The organism is Frankia sp. Allo2 (assembly GCF_000733325.1).
Lineage (GTDB): Bacteria > Actinomycetota > Actinomycetes > Frankiales > Frankiaceae > Frankia > Frankia casuarinae.
In genome coordinates, this window is sequence record NZ_JPHT01000058.1 from 1 (window position 1) to 16120 (window position 16120).

Below are 16120 nucleotides of genomic sequence, written 5' to 3' on the forward strand. Positions count from 1 at the left end.
GGCCAGGCCTCGATCAACTGACTCAGGGCCGCCCACCCGAACCGCATCCTGATCCACACCCCGACACACGCCTCATGGCTGAACCAAGTGGAGATCTTCTTCTCGCTCGTCCAACGGAAGGTCGTGTCACCCTGCGACTTCGCCAGCCTCGACGTGCTCGCCGACACCCTGACAGCGTTCGTCGACCGCTACAACGTCACCGCCACACCGTTCAAGTGGAAGTACACCGCGGCCGACCTCGAACGCCNCCTCGCCCGCCTCGACGACGACACAGCACCAGCCGTCGCGGGCTCCGTCGCTCGGTTGCCCGTCCCACCACCCGACACCAATGATCACGGGAGTCGGGTGGAGTCCGAACCAAGTGCCAGAGCCCTCACACAGGCCGCCTAACAACCCCGAAGGACTTCCAGGCTCAACCACTAAGCTTGCCGTTTAACCTCCGAACGTCACGCTGTGTGATACCTGGAGGTGTTGTGGGGTGGGTGGGCGTGTCGCCGTGACGTGAAGCGGCCTTCTGTTGATCCTGGTTTCTCGCCAAAGACACCGTGATCAGGCATAAGGCCGTGGAGGACAGCTTGGCCCGTGATGTCCCCGCCGTCGAGGACCTGGAAGTGCTGTGTCGGTTCCGCCAGGAGTTCTACGACTGTCTGACCCGGCGGGCGGATGCCCTGTTCGAGCTCACCGACGCGGTGCTGTGCGCGGACGGCCCGGTTCGTGACCTGGTCGGCCTGTCGCTGACCCCGGAGCACCGCCGGGGGCACGGCGCGCTGTACGACGCGGTCAACCAGGGCCGCATCGAGATCGGCCGGCTGCGCCGCGCGCTGGCACGGGCTGCCGCTGCCGCGGGCCGCCGACGGCCGGATCATCCTGGGCGTGGACGTCAGCCCGTGGCTGCGCCCGGACGCGGCCACCAGCCCGGACCGGCTGTTCTGCCACACCTACGGCCGAGGCAAGGGCAACGCCCAGATGATCCCCGGCTGGCCCTACTCGTTCGTCGCCGCCCTCGAACCGAGCCGCACCTCGTGGACAGCGCCGCTGGACGCGGTCCGCCTCGGTCCCGGCAACGACCTCACCACGGTGACCGCCCGACAGCTCCGCGACCTGGTCGACCGGGTCGTCGCCGCCGGCCACCACCGCGGCGGCGCCCCGAACATCCTCGTCGTCCTCGACGCCGGCTACGACGTCACCCGCCTGGCCTGGCTGCTCGCCGACCTGCCCGTCGACCTCGTCAGCCGGCTGCGGTCCGACCGTGTCTTCCGCCTGCCCGTCCCGCCCCGCCCACCGGGTGTGGGGCTCCCGCAGCGGGTGTGGGGGGCTTTGGCTGCCACCCTGGCTGCCACCAAAGATCGCCGATCTAGAAAAACGCCGGCCGCCCGGGGGTCCGGGGGTCGCCCCCGGGCAGGCATAACGGCAGGTGGCGAAGCTGATCAAAGATCAGCGAGCACGGAACGGGAGCGCGTGGGGCGGGTGGACCATGTGTACCAGCATCCGAACCGTTCGATCTTGGTTGTTGGCCCTGAAATCACTGTTCGGCCGGTCGCCACACGTGCCTCGAACAGGAACGATGCTCGGTGACCGTGCCAACCAGAACATCGCCTACCGAGTAGAACAAGCGTTCCGAACACCTGGCGGTCCGGGCACTTCCGGGCCGCCAGGCGACCGTGATCGTGGTCACTGCGGCTGGTCGAGTTGGCTGGCGACGAGCGGGAACTCTGCCTTGAGAAGCACTGTCAGTTGCGGGTGTGTCAAGAAAGTGCGACAGAGCCAGCGACCGGACACTCCCCTCCGAAAGGCCGCGGACGCCTACGACCAGGCGCTCGAGAGACTCCTCAAAACAGGCAGGACTCGCAGCATGATCCGCAGCTCGTGAACCTGACTCATCCTTACCGACTTCGCCAGCCCAAGCCCTCTAGGAACGCCGCGCTATGGCGGTCCGCGGCCGGTCGCTCGGACGCTCATCCGGGCGGCAACTCGCGCCAGCTCACCACGATCGTGGACCGCCGGTGGCGGGCAGGCCTGGCTTCGGACGAACACGCTCGCGAGAATCAGGCCCTCGCGAAGAACGCGGCGATCGACCGTTAGCCGGGTCTGCCCGCCTGTCGGGACCGTGCCGCGTGCGCGCCGGTCCACCTCCATCGGTCCGGGTTACGCCTCGACGGGCTCCCTGTCCTCCGCCTCGTTCAGTTCGGCGTAGTACGGGCACTCGCTGACGCGCTCGAACGGCGCGAAGGTGTCCCAGCGACGCTCCTTGACGACCTCCTGGGCGAGCTTGTTCCGGGCGTTGAAGAAGTCCCCGCAGAGGAAGCGGACGACCCACTTGTTGCTCGCGAAGGCGTCGCCGCAGTCGTCGAGTCCGACGGACGCCAGGTAGGCGTCAGGATCCGGCTCCTCGTAGTACATGTAGATCAGCCGGGCGTACATGTCGTAGCCGGTCTTGTAGAACCGCTGGTACTCGTTCTGGAGCTCCTCGGCGCGGAGCGGCTCCCGCAGGGCGGCGTCGATGGACTCGCCGGCGCGGATGCCGGTGGAGGTGGCGAGGTAGACACCGCCGGAGAAGATCGGGTCGAAGAAGCAGCCCGCGTCGCCGGCTAGGAACCAGCCCGGCCCCGCGACCTGGTCCGAGTAGTAGCAGTAGTCGGTTTCGATCTGCACGTCGCTCACCGGATGGGCGCCCGCGACCCGCTCCCGGACGCGCCGTACCCGGGACACGTGCTCGTCGAACAGCGCGGCGGGATCGCCGGACCGCAGCACCTGTTGCGGCATGACCGCGCCGACGCTCATCGTGTCGGGCCAGATGGGAATGGCCCACAGCCATCCGTCCTCGTGGGCGCCCACCTGGATGTCGCCCTCGAAGCCGGGATTGCGCGCCTCGTCGATGCCCTTGAGGTGGCGGAAGACCGCGACCATCTTCAGTCGGTCGACCGGCTTCCGCAGCCGGAACGCCTTGGCGATCTTGCTGGCCCGCCCGCCGGCGTCGAGAACGTACTGTGCCCGCACCTCGCGAGCCGTCCCGTCGTGTTCGTAGCGCACACCGACGACCCGGTCGCCTTCTGTTATCAGGTCGTGTACCGTCGCCTCGTGGATCACCCGCGCACCGCACTCGCCCGCGAACTGAATGAGCATATTGTCCAGGTGCGCCCGCTCTACCTGGAACGTCACGTGGTGGCGACCGGGCCCCTGCGTTGTGAACGAAACGCGGACGTTCTCGTCCTCCTCTCCCTGGCAGAACTCGGCACCATGCTTGGCGACATAACCCTGCTGCTTGAGCCGGTCGAGTATTCCCAGCTTCTCGAACGCGGCGTTGACGAACGGCACCATGGACTCGCCGATGTGAAAACGGGGAAAGGTCCGCCGTTCCAACACAATCACGCTACGCCCGGCCTTCGCGAGCGTCGCTGCCGCCGCCGCACCTGCCGGCCCGGCGCCGATGACCACAACGTCGACGACTTCAGTATTCTCGGCCATGCCTCTCCCACCATTGAGCAACGAATTTTTCACATTGTCCTCCTGTGGTGATTTCAAGGTGTGTCCAGCGAGCCGCCGGGGAGCCGTAGAAGACTCGTCTCGATCTCCTCCGCCGCGTCGACGTCCTTCGCGACGATGCAGTACTCGACTACTCCCGACTGCTGGATATGCTCGCAGCCGATCAGCACTCCCGCACGCGCGTCCGGCTCGAAGAGCAGTCCGCTCGTCCTGAGCCGGGCCACCGCGTCGTCGAACGAGGAGACATGCCAGTGGTTTCGCGTCATCAACACGCATTCGGTCTGATAGTCGTGGCCGACCAGGGCGTCGGCGATCCAGTGCAGGTGTGTGGTGCCGCCGAGGCGTCCGTTCATCTCGGTCAGTAGGAGGTCTCCGTCGGGCGTCAGGATTCCATCGATATTCGCCAGGCCGACGTATCCGAGCGCACGGATGGAATCGCAGACCCGCAGCACGATGTCGTTGAACTCCGCCCGGTTCTTCTCGCTCAGCACGGCCCCCGGGATCACTACCCCGTCGAATACCGGTGCCATTCGCATCTCGCCGATATGGTGCAGCCTGCTTCCCTCGGCCGTGATTCTCACCTCCGCGCCCAGCGGCATGGAGTCGGGCACATAGTCCTCGACGATCACCTTGTGGCGGCCGTCGACCGAGTAACGTGACCAGGCGCTGTCGAAATGCCGTCGGACGGCGTCCTGGGAATCGAGCACCCGCAGGCTGGGCGCGCCCAGCGGCTGCACGTCGGGGCGCGGCGAGATGATCTCGTTGCCGTAGCCGCCGGCGTGAAAGTCCTGCTTGACGATCACGCACCTGTTCGCCGCGACGAGATCGGCCGCGAACTCCTGCGCCTTGGCTCTGGAGGTCGCCACGATGCCTGTGGTGACCGGGAGGCCCAGACCGCCAGCCATCGCGCGGAACACGCTCTTGCTATTCACGAGGTCCGCGCCGCCGGCCTCGTAGAATCCGAACCCCGGCATCGATCTGTGCAGGCCCAGCTCCCTGATGAGATGGGCGGTCGTCGCGTCGAACACGTAGGGGCAGGCATGGTCGACGTTCCGCTTCGTGACCAGGGCGCGCAGTTCGGCGAGAAAGCCCCCGTCGAGGAGCCGGTCGCCGGTGAGAACATCCGACCCGAGACGGCCCGCGGGCGGAACCATGATCAGGACCGAGTCGACATCCAGGCCGCGCAGAGTCAGCGCGTAACGCACAAACTCGGGTCGCGGGGGCTGCGGAAGCACGAGGATGTCACCGGGCTCGGCAAGCCAGATCATCCGGAGCGAGATGTTGCCGGCCACCTGGCGGTCAGCCTCGCGAAAAGATGCGAGATCCGCGACGAGACTGTCGTTGTACGAGTTTCCGATCAGCAGCGTGCTCACTGGTTCATCCCATCGAGTTCGCCAGGTTGCGCAGGGTGTCCCGCAGTCGATCAACAAGAAGGTTCATCTCGTGAGTGGCGATGGTCAGCGGAGGCGCGACGATGACCGCCTCGGTCGCCCGGTCGACGCCGGTCGGGCGCAGCATCAGGCCGAAGTTGATCGCCGTCGCGCAGATTTCCTTCGCCTGCGAAAGTCGTGGTCCGGTCAGCACCGGAAGGGTGAATAGCAGTCCCCGCCCTCGTGGTTCTCCGAGATAGTAGACGGGCGCTGCGAGGGCCTCGAGCTCACGTTTGAGGAAGGCACCCATCTGTCTTGCTCGCTCGGGAATGTTCTGTTCCTTCGTAAACCGAAGGACGGCGTGCGCCGTCACGGCCGACGAGGGACCGAGGGCCGTCGCGCCGGTGCACAGCTGCTGCGGCCGGACGTTCTGCCCGACCACGCAGGCCCCGATTGGAGAGCAGCCGGCGTTGAGGCCCGGCCCCATGACGATTAGGTCGGGGGTTACACCGGAACTGGAATGTCCGAACCAGTCGCCCACCTGGCCCAGACCGGTGAGGGTCTCATCGGCGACCAGCAGCGCCCCGTTGGCGTCGCATAGCTCCCGCAGGCCGCTCAGCGTCTCGTCGGACAACGCCGTCGCGCCGCTGTCGGCGCTTCCCATGGGCTCCACCAGAACGGCCGCGACGCGCCCGTGCCCGACCCGGTCGAACGCCAGCTGCCAGTCGTCGAGATCGGGACCGAGTTGGTCGGCGTTCGGCGCCGCCCGCTGTGTCCACGAGGCCGGGCTGTCGCGGCCGAGGGCCGCACTCCCGTCGTGAGCGGGCCGCCCGGCGATGCTGAACGCGACGACACCCGATCCCTGATGGCTCGGTCGCTGTGTCAGAACCATCGGCCGGTCGCTCTCGTCGTTGAGAGCGTGGTGTCGCCTTACCAGGTCCAGTGTCAGCTTGATCGCGGCAGGTCCTGAGTCAGTGTAGAGGACCTCCCGATAGCCGGCGCCAGTTAGGTTGAGAATTTCTCTCGTAAGGTCGACAATCGGTTGGCTCGCGAACTGCGTCCGGTGCGCGAAGCTCGCTAACGCCGCCTTTTTGTGCATTGCGCTGAGCATTTCTGGAATGCCGTGCCCGAGATTGTTGCAGGTCGCGCCGGAAATGCCGTCGATGTAATCCCGGCCGCGGTCGTCGAAAAGTCGCGATCCGTGCGCACGAACGATCCGAGGCTGACCACTCGCGCTCACATCCCGCGAGCGACGGTGGAAACCTGAGGTACCGACCCCCATCAGACCTCCTCCGCGTGATGGCCGAAGAGCCAGTCGTGGTCCTCGAGGGGCAGCTCGGTCACCGCGGCGTCCTGGCGCGACGCAGGCTCCTCGGCCCGCAGATGCTCCGCGTTCTGCCGGGAGCTAAGAAGGATCTCTCTCGCCCGCGGAACCCGTAGCCGTTGGTAGCGGTCGAACGCGGCCCGGTGCGAGTCAGCGGCGTCCGCCAGGCACAGGGCCAGGACCGTCGCGTCCTCAATCGCCTGGTTCGCGCCCTGAGCGAGGAACGGCAGCATCGGATGCGCGGCGTCGCCGATCAGTACGGTGCGGTCGGTCGCCCAGCATTCGATGGGCTCACGGTCATGCAGCGCCCACACGGTGACCTCGTCGAGGGCGGCCAGCACCGAGCGGACGGAGTCGTGCCAGCAGTCGTATCTGGCCCGCATCGCGGTGAGGTCGCCGCGCCGCGACCACGACTCGTGGCCGCCCTCTTCGGCCGGGACCGTCGCGGCGACACTGATCAGCTGGCCGCGTCGGACGGGATACATCACGGCGTGGCCGTCCGTGCCTTTCCAGACCCGGATCGAGTTCCCGAACGCTCCGGGCAGCCGCCGTGCGTCGACAAGCCCCCGATAGATGAGCTCGCCTGAGAAACACGGGACGTCGGCCGATATGCGTGAACGGACAACCGAACGTATCCCGTCCGCACCGATCAGCAGTCCGACTTCCTCGGTCGAGCCGTCCGCGAAGAGAAGTCGAACGGACTCGTCGTCCTCCGTCACCTCGACGCACCGCCGCCCGGTGGCGACGGGCGTCTCCAGCCTGGAGGTCAACAGCGCGTGTAGGTCGGCGCGGTGCACGGTGTAGTACGGCGCGCCGTACCTGTCCGCGCAGTCCTTCCCGAACGGTGTCCGGGCGACCACCGTTCCGTCGTCCCACTGACACATCAGTGCGGACTCGACCTCGACCGCGATCTCCCGCAGGGCATCCGCCAAGCCCAATCGGTGCAACAGCCGCACCGCGCTCGGCGCGAGCTGCACTCCCGCGCCGATCTCGCCGGACAGTTCCGCCTGCTCGAACAGGACGCTAGGTACGCCACTATCCGCCAACATCAACGCCAGGGTCACGCCTGCTATCCCGGCACCAAGAATTCCGACTCGAGGCCCACTGTTTTTCATCGCGATCCCATTCGTCGATCCATGTAAGGGCCGCCAGGACCTATTTTTCGATGCAGAACTCGTCGATCGGGTAGCCGACGTGCCGGTCTTCGACCGGCAGGTATCCGAGCACCTTTGTACCCGGTTGGAGCTCGGTGACGTTGATGACCACGCCGCCCGGCCCGAGAACCCGCACGTGCCAATCGTCCTGGACGATGAGATCTGCCACTCGGCCGGACGGGGACTTCGCGGTGATCATTCGAAGAGGTCGCGTCTCGATCTTGATCCGGCCGACGGTCACCGGCCGAGCGCGGCCGNCCGCGTCGACGNCCAGCNCTCTNCCGCCCGCCTGTAGCTCGCTGAGGTAGTTGGTGCGGCCGGCCATCGACATCGTGTAGGAATGAACCGCGCCGGCGTTTACCCGAAACGGCCGTGTCGGCATGTAGGGCAGTGGATGCGTCTCGCTGCACGCAAGGATCATTCCCTTGGAGTGTGAGCCCACTAGGATTCCCTCGTTCTCGCCGAACATGCTGCAGGTGTCGACGCAGGCCCGCTCGCCCATTCCCACATGACTGGTCTCGATGACTTCCAGTTCCTCGAGCTGGAGCGAGAAGGAACCCCCGGCGGCCACGGCCTTAAGCGCGGACAACTCGCCGACAGCCTTCGGCGCCAGCATGATGCCGTCGGCGCCACGCTCCAGGCAGCCGAGCACGACGTTGGCCTCGTCCGTGTCGTGAACAACGGTGATCACGCTGCCCTGGGACTTGTGCGCCGCGGCCAGGACGATCTCCAGCGGGATCTTCGTCTCGTCGCGGAACCGGAGGACGGTCCACGCCCATTCCTGGGCGGCTGCGCAGGCGGCATCGAGCGTCTGCGCATCGGTCACCTCGAGATACCTGCCGAACTCGACGTGCGGGTAGGTAGCTGACAGCTCGTGAATCCGCTCCCGTTCGGCATCGAGGATGACGACATCAACGCCGTCCAGGTCTTCGCCCAGGGAGCCGTCCTTGGTCAGCAGAACCTTCTTGACCGTCGGCGGCAACGTGGACAGGTTGGCGGGATCGTCGGAGACGACGGCGTCGACCCTCTGGTGAATCGCCTCCTCCGCGACCGCGGTCAAGAGCGGTCCAGCGCCATGGATCTCAACCCAGTACAGTTTCATGGACATTCTCCCACCGTCCGTATCCGTCTTTTTTCAGCCGACCGCGCCGCTATGCTGCACCCTCGGCTGCTTCCTGGCAACCTCAAGCGGATCGTGCACGATCTGGGCGATTCGACGCGCCATCGCGCAGGGGTCGGGGGCCTGAAAGACATTCCGGCCGATCGCGACACCGCCGACCCCGGACCGCATCGCCGCCGCGAGTTCGGCGAGGTATTCTTCGGGTTCCATTGAGGANCCNCCCGCCACGACCGTCGGGATCGGTGAGGCGGCCACCACGTCGCGTAGCTCGTCGGTCGAGCCGAGGCGAGGAATCTTGACTATGTCCGCACCGAGGTCCGCGGCCAGCACAGCCGCGTGCATGCACAACTCCGCGTTGGGCGGGTCAGCGATCCTCGGGCCCCGCGGATACATCATGGCGAGCAGGGGAACGCCCCACCGGTCACAGGAGTCCGCCACCGCCGCCAAGTCCGCGATCTGACGGCTCTCCTGTGCCGAACCCAGGTTCACGTGGACGCTGACGGCGTCGGCCCCCAGACGAAGCGCCTCTTCGACGCTCGCCACCAGGATCTTCGCGTCGGGGTCCGGAGCGTGTCTGGTGCTGGCTGAAAGTTGCACGATCAACGACATGTGGTCGAAGCGGACGGCGTTTAGGTACCGCAGGCTTCCTTTGTGCAGTACAACCGCGTCGACGGCGCCGCGGGAGATTCCCTCGATCAGCTCATCAAGTGAGCGACGTCGGCTGAGTGGACCGTCGGTGACGGAGTGGTCCAGCGGCACCATAAACAGACGGCCACGGTGGTGACGATACAGCCTCCGAAGCCGAACGAGCCGCGAGAACGGGTAGTTGGGCATGCCGTACCTCGTTTTTCATCGATCCGATGAGTGCGCCTCGAGCCCTCGGCCGAGCACCAGCGCGTCATGTATGGTCAGCGCCAGCCGACGCATCCCGCCCCTGGGGACCAGGATGGATATACGTCGCTCCGAGATAGCGATCCACGGACTGCGGATCCCGTGCGTCGAAAGAATCTCGGCCAGCGTTTCGATGACCGCGCCGCACAGGTTCATCCTGGTTCCGACCAGCGATAGCCGCCCCAGATCATCACGCAGTTCCACAGTGCCGCCGGCCTGGCGTGCGATATGCGCCAGGTCGATCTGCCTGGCCGGGCTGCTGGTGAATCCAAGCGTGCTTCCATGCGTCGAGTCGGCCAGCGCGAAGAGATCGGCCGGCGCGACTTTCGCCGACGCCATTCGCGCGAGCGCGGCCCAGGAGTCGAGAGGTTCGCCGCGGCCGCGCATCATGACGAGCGTGGTGTCCTCGTCCTGGGTGACCGCCGCGACGACGCCGTCAGATTCCAGCGGGTTTCCCGGCACGACCTCGACGACCGTGCCTGGATTCGTCCCGAGCGAGTTCCGGACCTGGACCGGGATTCTCCTCGTGGCGGCCAGGTCCACCGCGCGCGGATGGAGGATGCCAGCGCCGGTGTGCGCCATCTCGTGCATGAGGGGCGCCGGTACGGTGGGAAGCAGCCGTGCCCGCGGAACCAGCCTCGGGTCGGCGGTGTAGACACCGTCGACGTCGGTGTAGATCTCGCAGGTAGCGCCCAGGGCCGCTGCCAGCGCGACGGCGGTGGTATCCGAGCCGCCTCGCCCGAGGGTTCGCACGTCGCCGCTGGCGTCGACTCCCTGGAAGCCTGCGACGACGACAACCTTGCCCTCCTCGAGACTCGTTCTGAGCCGGTCCGGAGTCACCGAATGGACAGCAGCGGAGCCGAACTCTCCGCTGACCTGTATGCCGGCCTGCCCGCCGGTCATGGACACCGCGGGCTGGCCGAGCTCCCGCAGGGCGAGCGCCGTGGTCGCCGCCGACACGACCTCGCCGGTCGAGACCAGTTGGTCGGACTCCCGGCTGCGCCAGTGCCCGCCGAGCGCGCGAGCCTCGCCGAGCAGCTCGTCGGTAGTCCTGCCGCGGGCGGACACTACGACGACGACCTGCTTTCCCGCCGCCGCAGTGTCGACCACCCGTCGCGCTACGCCGCGAATCTTCTCGATCGTCGCGAGTGAGCTGCCACCGTATTTCTGTACGATAATCGCCATCTTCTCCACCTTCTGATGCTCGGCGGCCGCACAGGAATCCGGCGTGCTGGAAACAGTTCACCCCGGCGCTATGCGGCGTACATCAGCGGACGGATTTCACCCGTTCTTCGGCCAGCTGCACGATCTCTTCGCCGATCTTCGTGCGCAGATCCGACTGGAGTGAGCTGAACCCGGGGCAAGCGTTGACCTCCAGGACCATCGCCTGACCGTCGCTCTCGATGATGTCGACACCGGCCATGCTCAGCTCCATGGCCGCTGCGGCACGAAGCGCGAGGTCCACCATCTCCGGCTTCGGATCGACCATCTCGTTCCGGAGTCGCTTTACCCGCGGCGTGCAGCAGGCGCAGTACTCCTCGTCGTCCTCGGCGTGGTAGACCCACTTGTGACCGTGGTTCGGCTTCCAGCCGTCATCGCCGGTGACCTGGTTGAAGGAGACCGACGGTTGGTCCCCGATCGTCGTCACCCGCAGCACCCCGGAATGGGGGAAGTACGGCTGGCAGAGAAGGGTCCCGTACGTCTTCAGCAGGTCACCGACCTTCAGCCTTCCCTTCTCGTCGTCGCCGTCGAGGAATCGCTCGACATCGTGACCGCCGAAGCCGATCGAGGGCTTGACGACGGTCGAGCCCCATTCGGCGCAGGCCGCCTCAAAGTCGGCGATGCTGGAGCAGGACCTGGTGGGCTGGGTCGGCACTCCGACTTGCGTGAGCCGGTGGATCATCGCGAACTTGCTGACCGACCGGATGTGCGGCGTCGCGGAGTCGAGCATCACCAGGTCGGGCACGCTGGACAGCAGGTAGAGCGCCTCCGCGGTGCCGCGCCACTGATAACCGAGGTGGGCGCGTGAGACGATCACGTCGAAGGTCGACGCCGCCTCGCCGCGGATCTGAGGCACGCCGCCTCCGGAGACCGCCGCGCAGGTGATGTCGTTGATTCCGAAGAAGACGGAATCATGCCCCCGGTCATGCGCCACCTGGGTGATGATGAGCGACTCGAGCTCATCTTCATCCTCGCATTCCCACGCCAGGATGCCAATCTTCACCGTGCATCACTTCCTCACTGCCAGAATGGGTTCGAACATTTTCTAGATCCGTGCGTTCAGCTGGTCAGCGCCTGCGCGGCCGACGGGCGGCCGGCGCTCTCGCGGAATCGGAGCCGACCGGGTGACGTGGCCGGCGGCGCAGCCCAGGACCTCACCAGCGGCGCCCGCGCGTTCTCGCGAGCTGCGTGTCCACGGCGGTGACGGTCCGCGCGAGGCGTCGCACAAGCTCGGCGAGCTCGGCGTCCTCGATCGTCAGCGACGGCGCGACCAGGAGAGCCTGGGTCCAGTGGTTCACGCCAGCGGGATAGACCACCAGTCCGAACTCGCGCGCCGCCCGACAGATCGTCGCGGCGAGTGGCGCCCGGGCGTGGGCGCCGGCGGCCTGACGCACCGGCAGCCCAAGCAGGAGGCCACGGCCACGGGGCTGGTCGAGGAAACCGACCTTCCCGGTGACCTCTTCTTCAAGGCGACGACGCAGCTCCGCCCCGATTCGCTCGGCCCGCTCGGGAAGGCGCTGTTGCTCGGTCACCCGCAGGACGGCGAGCGCCACGGCCGCAGACAGGGGGTTACCGCTCATTGTGTGCCCCAGAGCGAGGTCGGAGGCCGATCTGCCCGGCAGGACGGACGCGCCGACGAGGACCGCTCCGATCGGCGTGTAGCCGCCGCTCAGCCCCTTGCCCGTGACGACCAGGTCGGGAGTGACGCCGGAGCGCTGATAGCCGAACCAGTCGCCGGTCCGCCCGAAGCCGGTCATAACCTCGTCCATCACCAGGAGCGCGCCACTCGCGCTGGTCAGTTCGCGGAGCCGCCGGAGCACGTCGTCACGCAGAACCGCCGCACCTCCCGCGGCGCCGCTCACCGGTTCCACGAGGACGGCGGCGATCCGCTCCGGCCCGATCCGGCCGAAGGCCTCCTCCCAGGCCGACGTGGCCGGCAGCGGATCTGCGGCGGGATCGTCGGACGTGACCGGGACCGTCGACACGCCCGTCGAGACCAGCGCGTCCAGGTGCTCGCGTCGCGGTGGGTGGCCCGACACGGACAAGGCGCCAGCCGTCATGCCGTGGTAACTCGGCTGCTGGGTGAGCACGATGGAACGCTCGGGACTGCCTGCCAGAGCATGGTGGAAAAGGGCTAGGCGCAGGGCAGTCTCGGTGGCTTCCGNACCGGAGTTCGTGTAGACGACCTCGCGATATCCAGGCCCACCGATCGAGAGAATCTTCTCCGTCAGCGCCAATACGCTTCTGCTCGTGAACTGGCTTCGGTGCGCGAACGTGACGAGTTCCGCCTGCTCTCGCATCGCGGCCAGAACATCGGTCGATCCGTGCCCAATATTTACACAGATCGTGCCGGAGCTGCCGTCGATAAATTCACGCCCGTCCTCGTCGTAGATGCGGCTGCCGTGCGCTTTGGCTACCACCGGAAGGTCGCTCGATAGCCGTTGACGCCCGACGGGCAGGGTCGGTGCTGACATCGTAACCGCCTTGGCTCCGTGGTCCGTTGCTCTTCGTCCCGGTCGGTCGGCGCCATTGTGTTGCATGCGACTCGACGGCCCGAATTGGAACAGTCGGCAGTTTCATGCAGCCATCAGGCTGGCGGTCCGAGGCGACCCAAGATGCCCGTGACCGGCCGATCGCCAATAGCTTCGTGATAGCGAACCGTGGAGCATCTAGGCAGACACTCAGGCTGACGCAGAGGCGGGCGNGGATCAAGCTATGTGGTGACGGGCACGCCTGAAGCCCGATCAGCCTCCTTTCCGGGTGTCCTGACCATCACATACGCCTACCATGTTGGAGACGGCATGAAGTTCTCTATCTTCCTGAATCCGCAGGTTCCCGGATCGGGCTACCTTTCTGAACAGCACGTCGGGGCGAAGCGACCAATCGGGCGGGACACCGACTCCTACCAGGCAATGCTCCACGAGCTGCGCAGCATCGCGGTACAGGCCGACCAGACCGGCTTCGACGCTCTGATGCTCAGCGAGCACCATTTTCATTCTGAGGGCCTAGAGCTCTCGGTCAACCCGCTGATGGTGCTGGCCGACCTGGCCGCGCGAACCGAACGCCTGCTGCTGGCTCCGCTGGGCATGGTGCTTCCGGCGTGGGATCCCGTCCGCGCAGCGGAGGACGTCGCCCTTCTCGACCAGTTCTGTCGCGGCCGGCTCCGGCTCGGACTGGCCCGGGGTTTCCAGAACCGATGGGTCAACGTCCTCGGCCAACGCTGGGAGGTGACGGACGCCAGCGGCGACGGCTCACACACCGACGACCGCAACTTCGAGGTGTTCGGCGAAATCCTGAAGATCATGAAGATGTGCTGGACTCAGGAGACCGTGCGATACCGGAGCGAGATTCTGGACGGCTATTCGATCCCGCAGCCCTTTGACGGCATCGCGGACTGGCCGGCCGTGGAATGGACCCGCGCGTACGGCGCTGCGGACGAGATCGACGAGCAGGGCCGCGTCCGCGCGGTCTCGGTCTGCCCGCGGCCATACCAGGACCCGTACCCGGAGCTGTGGCAGCCGTTCACGATGAGTGACCGGTCGATCGTCCGGTGCGCGCAGGAGGACATCGTCCCGTGGATCTTCACGCCCTTCCTGAACGAGCATCGGGCGAAGGCTGAGCTTTACCAGTCCGAGTGCGCCAAGTTCGGTCGGGAGTACAAGCTCGGCGAGCACACCGGCTTCCTGAAGATGATCGGGCTCGCCGACACGACCGAAGAGGCCGCCCGGGTCTTCAATCCCTCGATCCTGAACGACTTCGCGACCTTCTATGGATCGTTTGGCTTCCAGGACCCGAGCCTGATTCCGGAGGTCGGCCTGTTCGGTGCCCCGGATGACGTCAAGCGAGGCCTGGAAAAGATCTTCAACAGCACTCCGGACCTGGAGTGGATCGGGCTCTTCATGATCGGCCAGCAGGGCGGCCTGCCGCTCGACCGGGTACTGCGCAGCCTGGAGCTCTTCGCCGAGGAGATCATTCCCGAGTTCCGCGACTGACGCGGAGGACTCCCCTGCCGCCCGTGGGCTCGGCACGGACTCAGCGAGCTGGGAGTCCACGAACGGTCGACCATTCCGCGGTGACTATGCGGTCGACCGCTGGGTCGGCACCGTCCGCCGGGAATGCACCGACAGGCTGTTGATCGTCTCCGAACGGCACCTGACGTCCCGGAGCTACGTCGGGGGGACAGGCGGGTTGACCCGTCCGGCGACGAGGATGATTCGCATTCCGGCGGGCGGGGCGGCGGGTAGAAGCGCGGCGATGCTGTGGCCGGCCGGCCCGCGCACCCCTGCATCCTCGTCGAGCCCATCCACGACGAGGACGAGCCGCTCACCATAGGCGTCGCAGCGCTCGGCGGCTCTGGTGAGTAGACCGAGGAAATGGGTGTCCCGGGTGGCGTCTGTCAGCGGCGGTAAGGACACGCCGAGCAGGTCGCAGAGCTGTTCGATGACCAGGTCGGTGAAGGCGATCCGGTCGTTCTGGCTGGCGTAGCGGGCGGTGATGAAGAACGACACGACCCGCACCCCGGGTAGGGGATGTAGGACCAGCCAGGACATCAACGCCGACTTGCCCGTCCAGGCCGGTGCCCGCCACCAGGCGTAGCCGGCCCCCGGTGCTGGCGCGGTGTAGCGCGTCGGCGATGTGCGGGTCGTGGGTGCTGATGGTGGTGAGGTAGTCGAGGAGGTCCCGGCGGTTGGAGACGCTTTCGACGTCGATGCGTTCCACGACCCGTGCCCCGACGGGGAAGGTGATGGTGCTGGGTCGGGTAGTGGCGACGATGATCGTGCCGGGGGGAAGAGCTGGGGGTAGGCCGAGGGGGAGTTCGCTGCCAGGTGGAGGTGGTGCTTCGTCGAGGCCGTCGACGAGAAGCACCACCGGCTGGTCGGGTTGTGTGGCGTCGCGGGTCTTGGCGGCGTCGCAGAGCCGAAGGTAGAGCCAGCGTGGGGTGTGGGCGTCCGTGGGGAGGATGCCGTCGGGGGCGGTGTCAAGTTTCCAGGTGGCGATGAGCTGTGCGGCGAGGTTCAGCCGTGCGGTTTCGGGGGTGCGTCCTTCGGTGAGGCGGGTGAAGTGCGCCGGCCACACCCGGGNAAANGCCAGGTATGCGGCCAGCGCGGACTTTCCCATTCCAGCTTCGGCTTCGACGAGCAGATAGCCACCGCGGCGCTGCCGTATACACCGGTCGATGAAGGCGTCGATCTTGCCGATGAGGTCGGAGCGTCCCCGGAATCGGGCGACCGGATGTACGTATTCGGAAGTCCCGTTGTTGATCTTTTGGGGNGACGGCCTTCGGGGCTGGGTGTGGCCTGATGGTCGTGGTGGGNGATGTTCTGCCGGTCGGGGTGGTTTGCTGCGGTGCGTGACGGTTGTCGAGTCGGGGGCGGGCGCTGCCGCGAGCGGNGAGGTTGCCGAGGGCGCGGCGCTGCTGGCGGAGAACGCCTGGCTGCGGGCCCGGGTCGCGGAGCTGTTGACGGACATCGCCGGGCTGGTCGCGCGGGAGGCGACGCGTGAGGCCGAGGTGGTGGAGCTGCGTCTCCAGCTCGAGGCGTTGCAGGCGGAGCTGGCG

The 16120-nt window shown here is 66.8% G+C and carries 11 protein-coding genes and 1 pseudogene; 2 read left to right on the forward strand and 10 right to left on the reverse strand.

Annotation, left to right across the window (positions count from 1 at the left end; translation table 11 throughout):
- Nucleotides 1-575: 575 nt before the first annotated feature.
- A pseudogene (locus tag ALLO2_RS27965) lies at nt 576-1305 on the forward strand (transposase); the annotation flags it as partial.
- An 840-nt stretch (nt 1306-2145) separates the two neighbouring features.
- Here the strand turns inward: ALLO2_RS27965 and ALLO2_RS21535 are convergent.
- The 9 genes from ALLO2_RS21535 to ALLO2_RS21575 all read right to left on the reverse strand — a co-directional run bounded on the left by ALLO2_RS21535 (nt 2146) and on the right by ALLO2_RS21575 (nt 13037).
- Nucleotides 2146-3465 carry an NAD(P)/FAD-dependent oxidoreductase gene (locus tag ALLO2_RS21535; RefSeq protein WP_011436491.1) on the reverse strand — a complete coding sequence of 440 codons (1320 nt, stop codon included), beginning with the start codon at nt 3463-3465 and terminating at the stop codon, nt 2146-2148.
- Between the two features lie 53 nt (nt 3466-3518).
- Nucleotides 3519-4856 carry a peptide ligase PGM1-related protein gene (locus ALLO2_RS21540; RefSeq protein WP_011436492.1) on the reverse strand — a complete coding sequence of 446 codons (1338 nt, stop codon included), beginning with the start codon at nt 4854-4856 and terminating at the stop codon, nt 3519-3521.
- 4 nt (nt 4857-4860) lie between these two features.
- Nucleotides 4861-6135, reverse strand: a complete 1275-nt coding sequence (locus ALLO2_RS21545) for an aminotransferase class III-fold pyridoxal phosphate-dependent enzyme (RefSeq protein WP_011436493.1) — start codon at nt 6133-6135, stop codon at nt 4861-4863.
- Nucleotides 6135-7292: an FAD-dependent monooxygenase gene (locus ALLO2_RS21550; protein WP_011436494.1), complete on the reverse strand. Its 1158-nt coding sequence runs from the start codon at nt 7290-7292 to the stop codon at nt 6135-6137. The genes ALLO2_RS21545 and ALLO2_RS21550 overlap by 1 nt, the downstream gene beginning before the upstream one ends.
- Nucleotides 7293-7332: 40 nt before the next feature.
- Nucleotides 7333-8433 (reverse strand): 3-dehydroquinate synthase II family protein, encoded by a 1101-nt coding sequence (locus ALLO2_RS21555; RefSeq protein WP_035734458.1) that lies wholly within the window; start codon nt 8431-8433, stop codon nt 7333-7335.
- 33 nt (nt 8434-8466) lie between these two features.
- The gene (locus tag ALLO2_RS21560) at nt 8467-9285 is read right to left on the reverse strand and encodes a 2-amino-3,7-dideoxy-D-threo-hept-6-ulosonate synthase (RefSeq protein WP_011436496.1); all 819 of its coding nucleotides are present in this window, start codon (nt 9283-9285) and stop codon (nt 8467-8469) included.
- 15 nt (nt 9286-9300) lie between these two features.
- Nucleotides 9301-10527, reverse strand: a complete 1227-nt coding sequence (locus tag ALLO2_RS21565; RefSeq protein ID WP_011436497.1) for an aspartate kinase — start codon at nt 10525-10527, stop codon at nt 9301-9303.
- An 82-nt stretch (nt 10528-10609) separates the two neighbouring features.
- Complete coding sequence (locus ALLO2_RS21570; RefSeq protein WP_023841878.1) at nt 10610-11566, reverse strand: RimK family alpha-L-glutamate ligase; 957 nt, start codon at nt 11564-11566, stop codon at nt 10610-10612.
- A 151-nt stretch (nt 11567-11717) separates the two neighbouring features.
- Nucleotides 11718-13037 (reverse strand): aspartate aminotransferase family protein, encoded by a 1320-nt coding sequence (locus tag ALLO2_RS21575; protein WP_232235244.1) that lies wholly within the window; start codon nt 13035-13037, stop codon nt 11718-11720.
- Between the two features lie 327 nt (nt 13038-13364).
- Here ALLO2_RS21575 and ALLO2_RS21580 point away from each other — a divergent pair, with 327 nt between their 5' ends.
- On the forward strand, nt 13365-14555 hold the full coding sequence (locus ALLO2_RS21580) for an LLM class flavin-dependent oxidoreductase (protein ID WP_011436501.1): 1191 nt from the start codon (nt 13365-13367) through the stop codon (nt 14553-14555).
- Between the two features lie 174 nt (nt 14556-14729).
- On the opposite strand, the gene ALLO2_RS26030 is transcribed toward ALLO2_RS21580, so the two are convergent.
- Nucleotides 14730-15113, reverse strand: a complete 384-nt coding sequence (locus ALLO2_RS26030) for a hypothetical protein (protein WP_023841880.1) — start codon at nt 15111-15113, stop codon at nt 14730-14732.
- Nucleotides 15114-16120: the final 1007 nt, after the last annotated feature.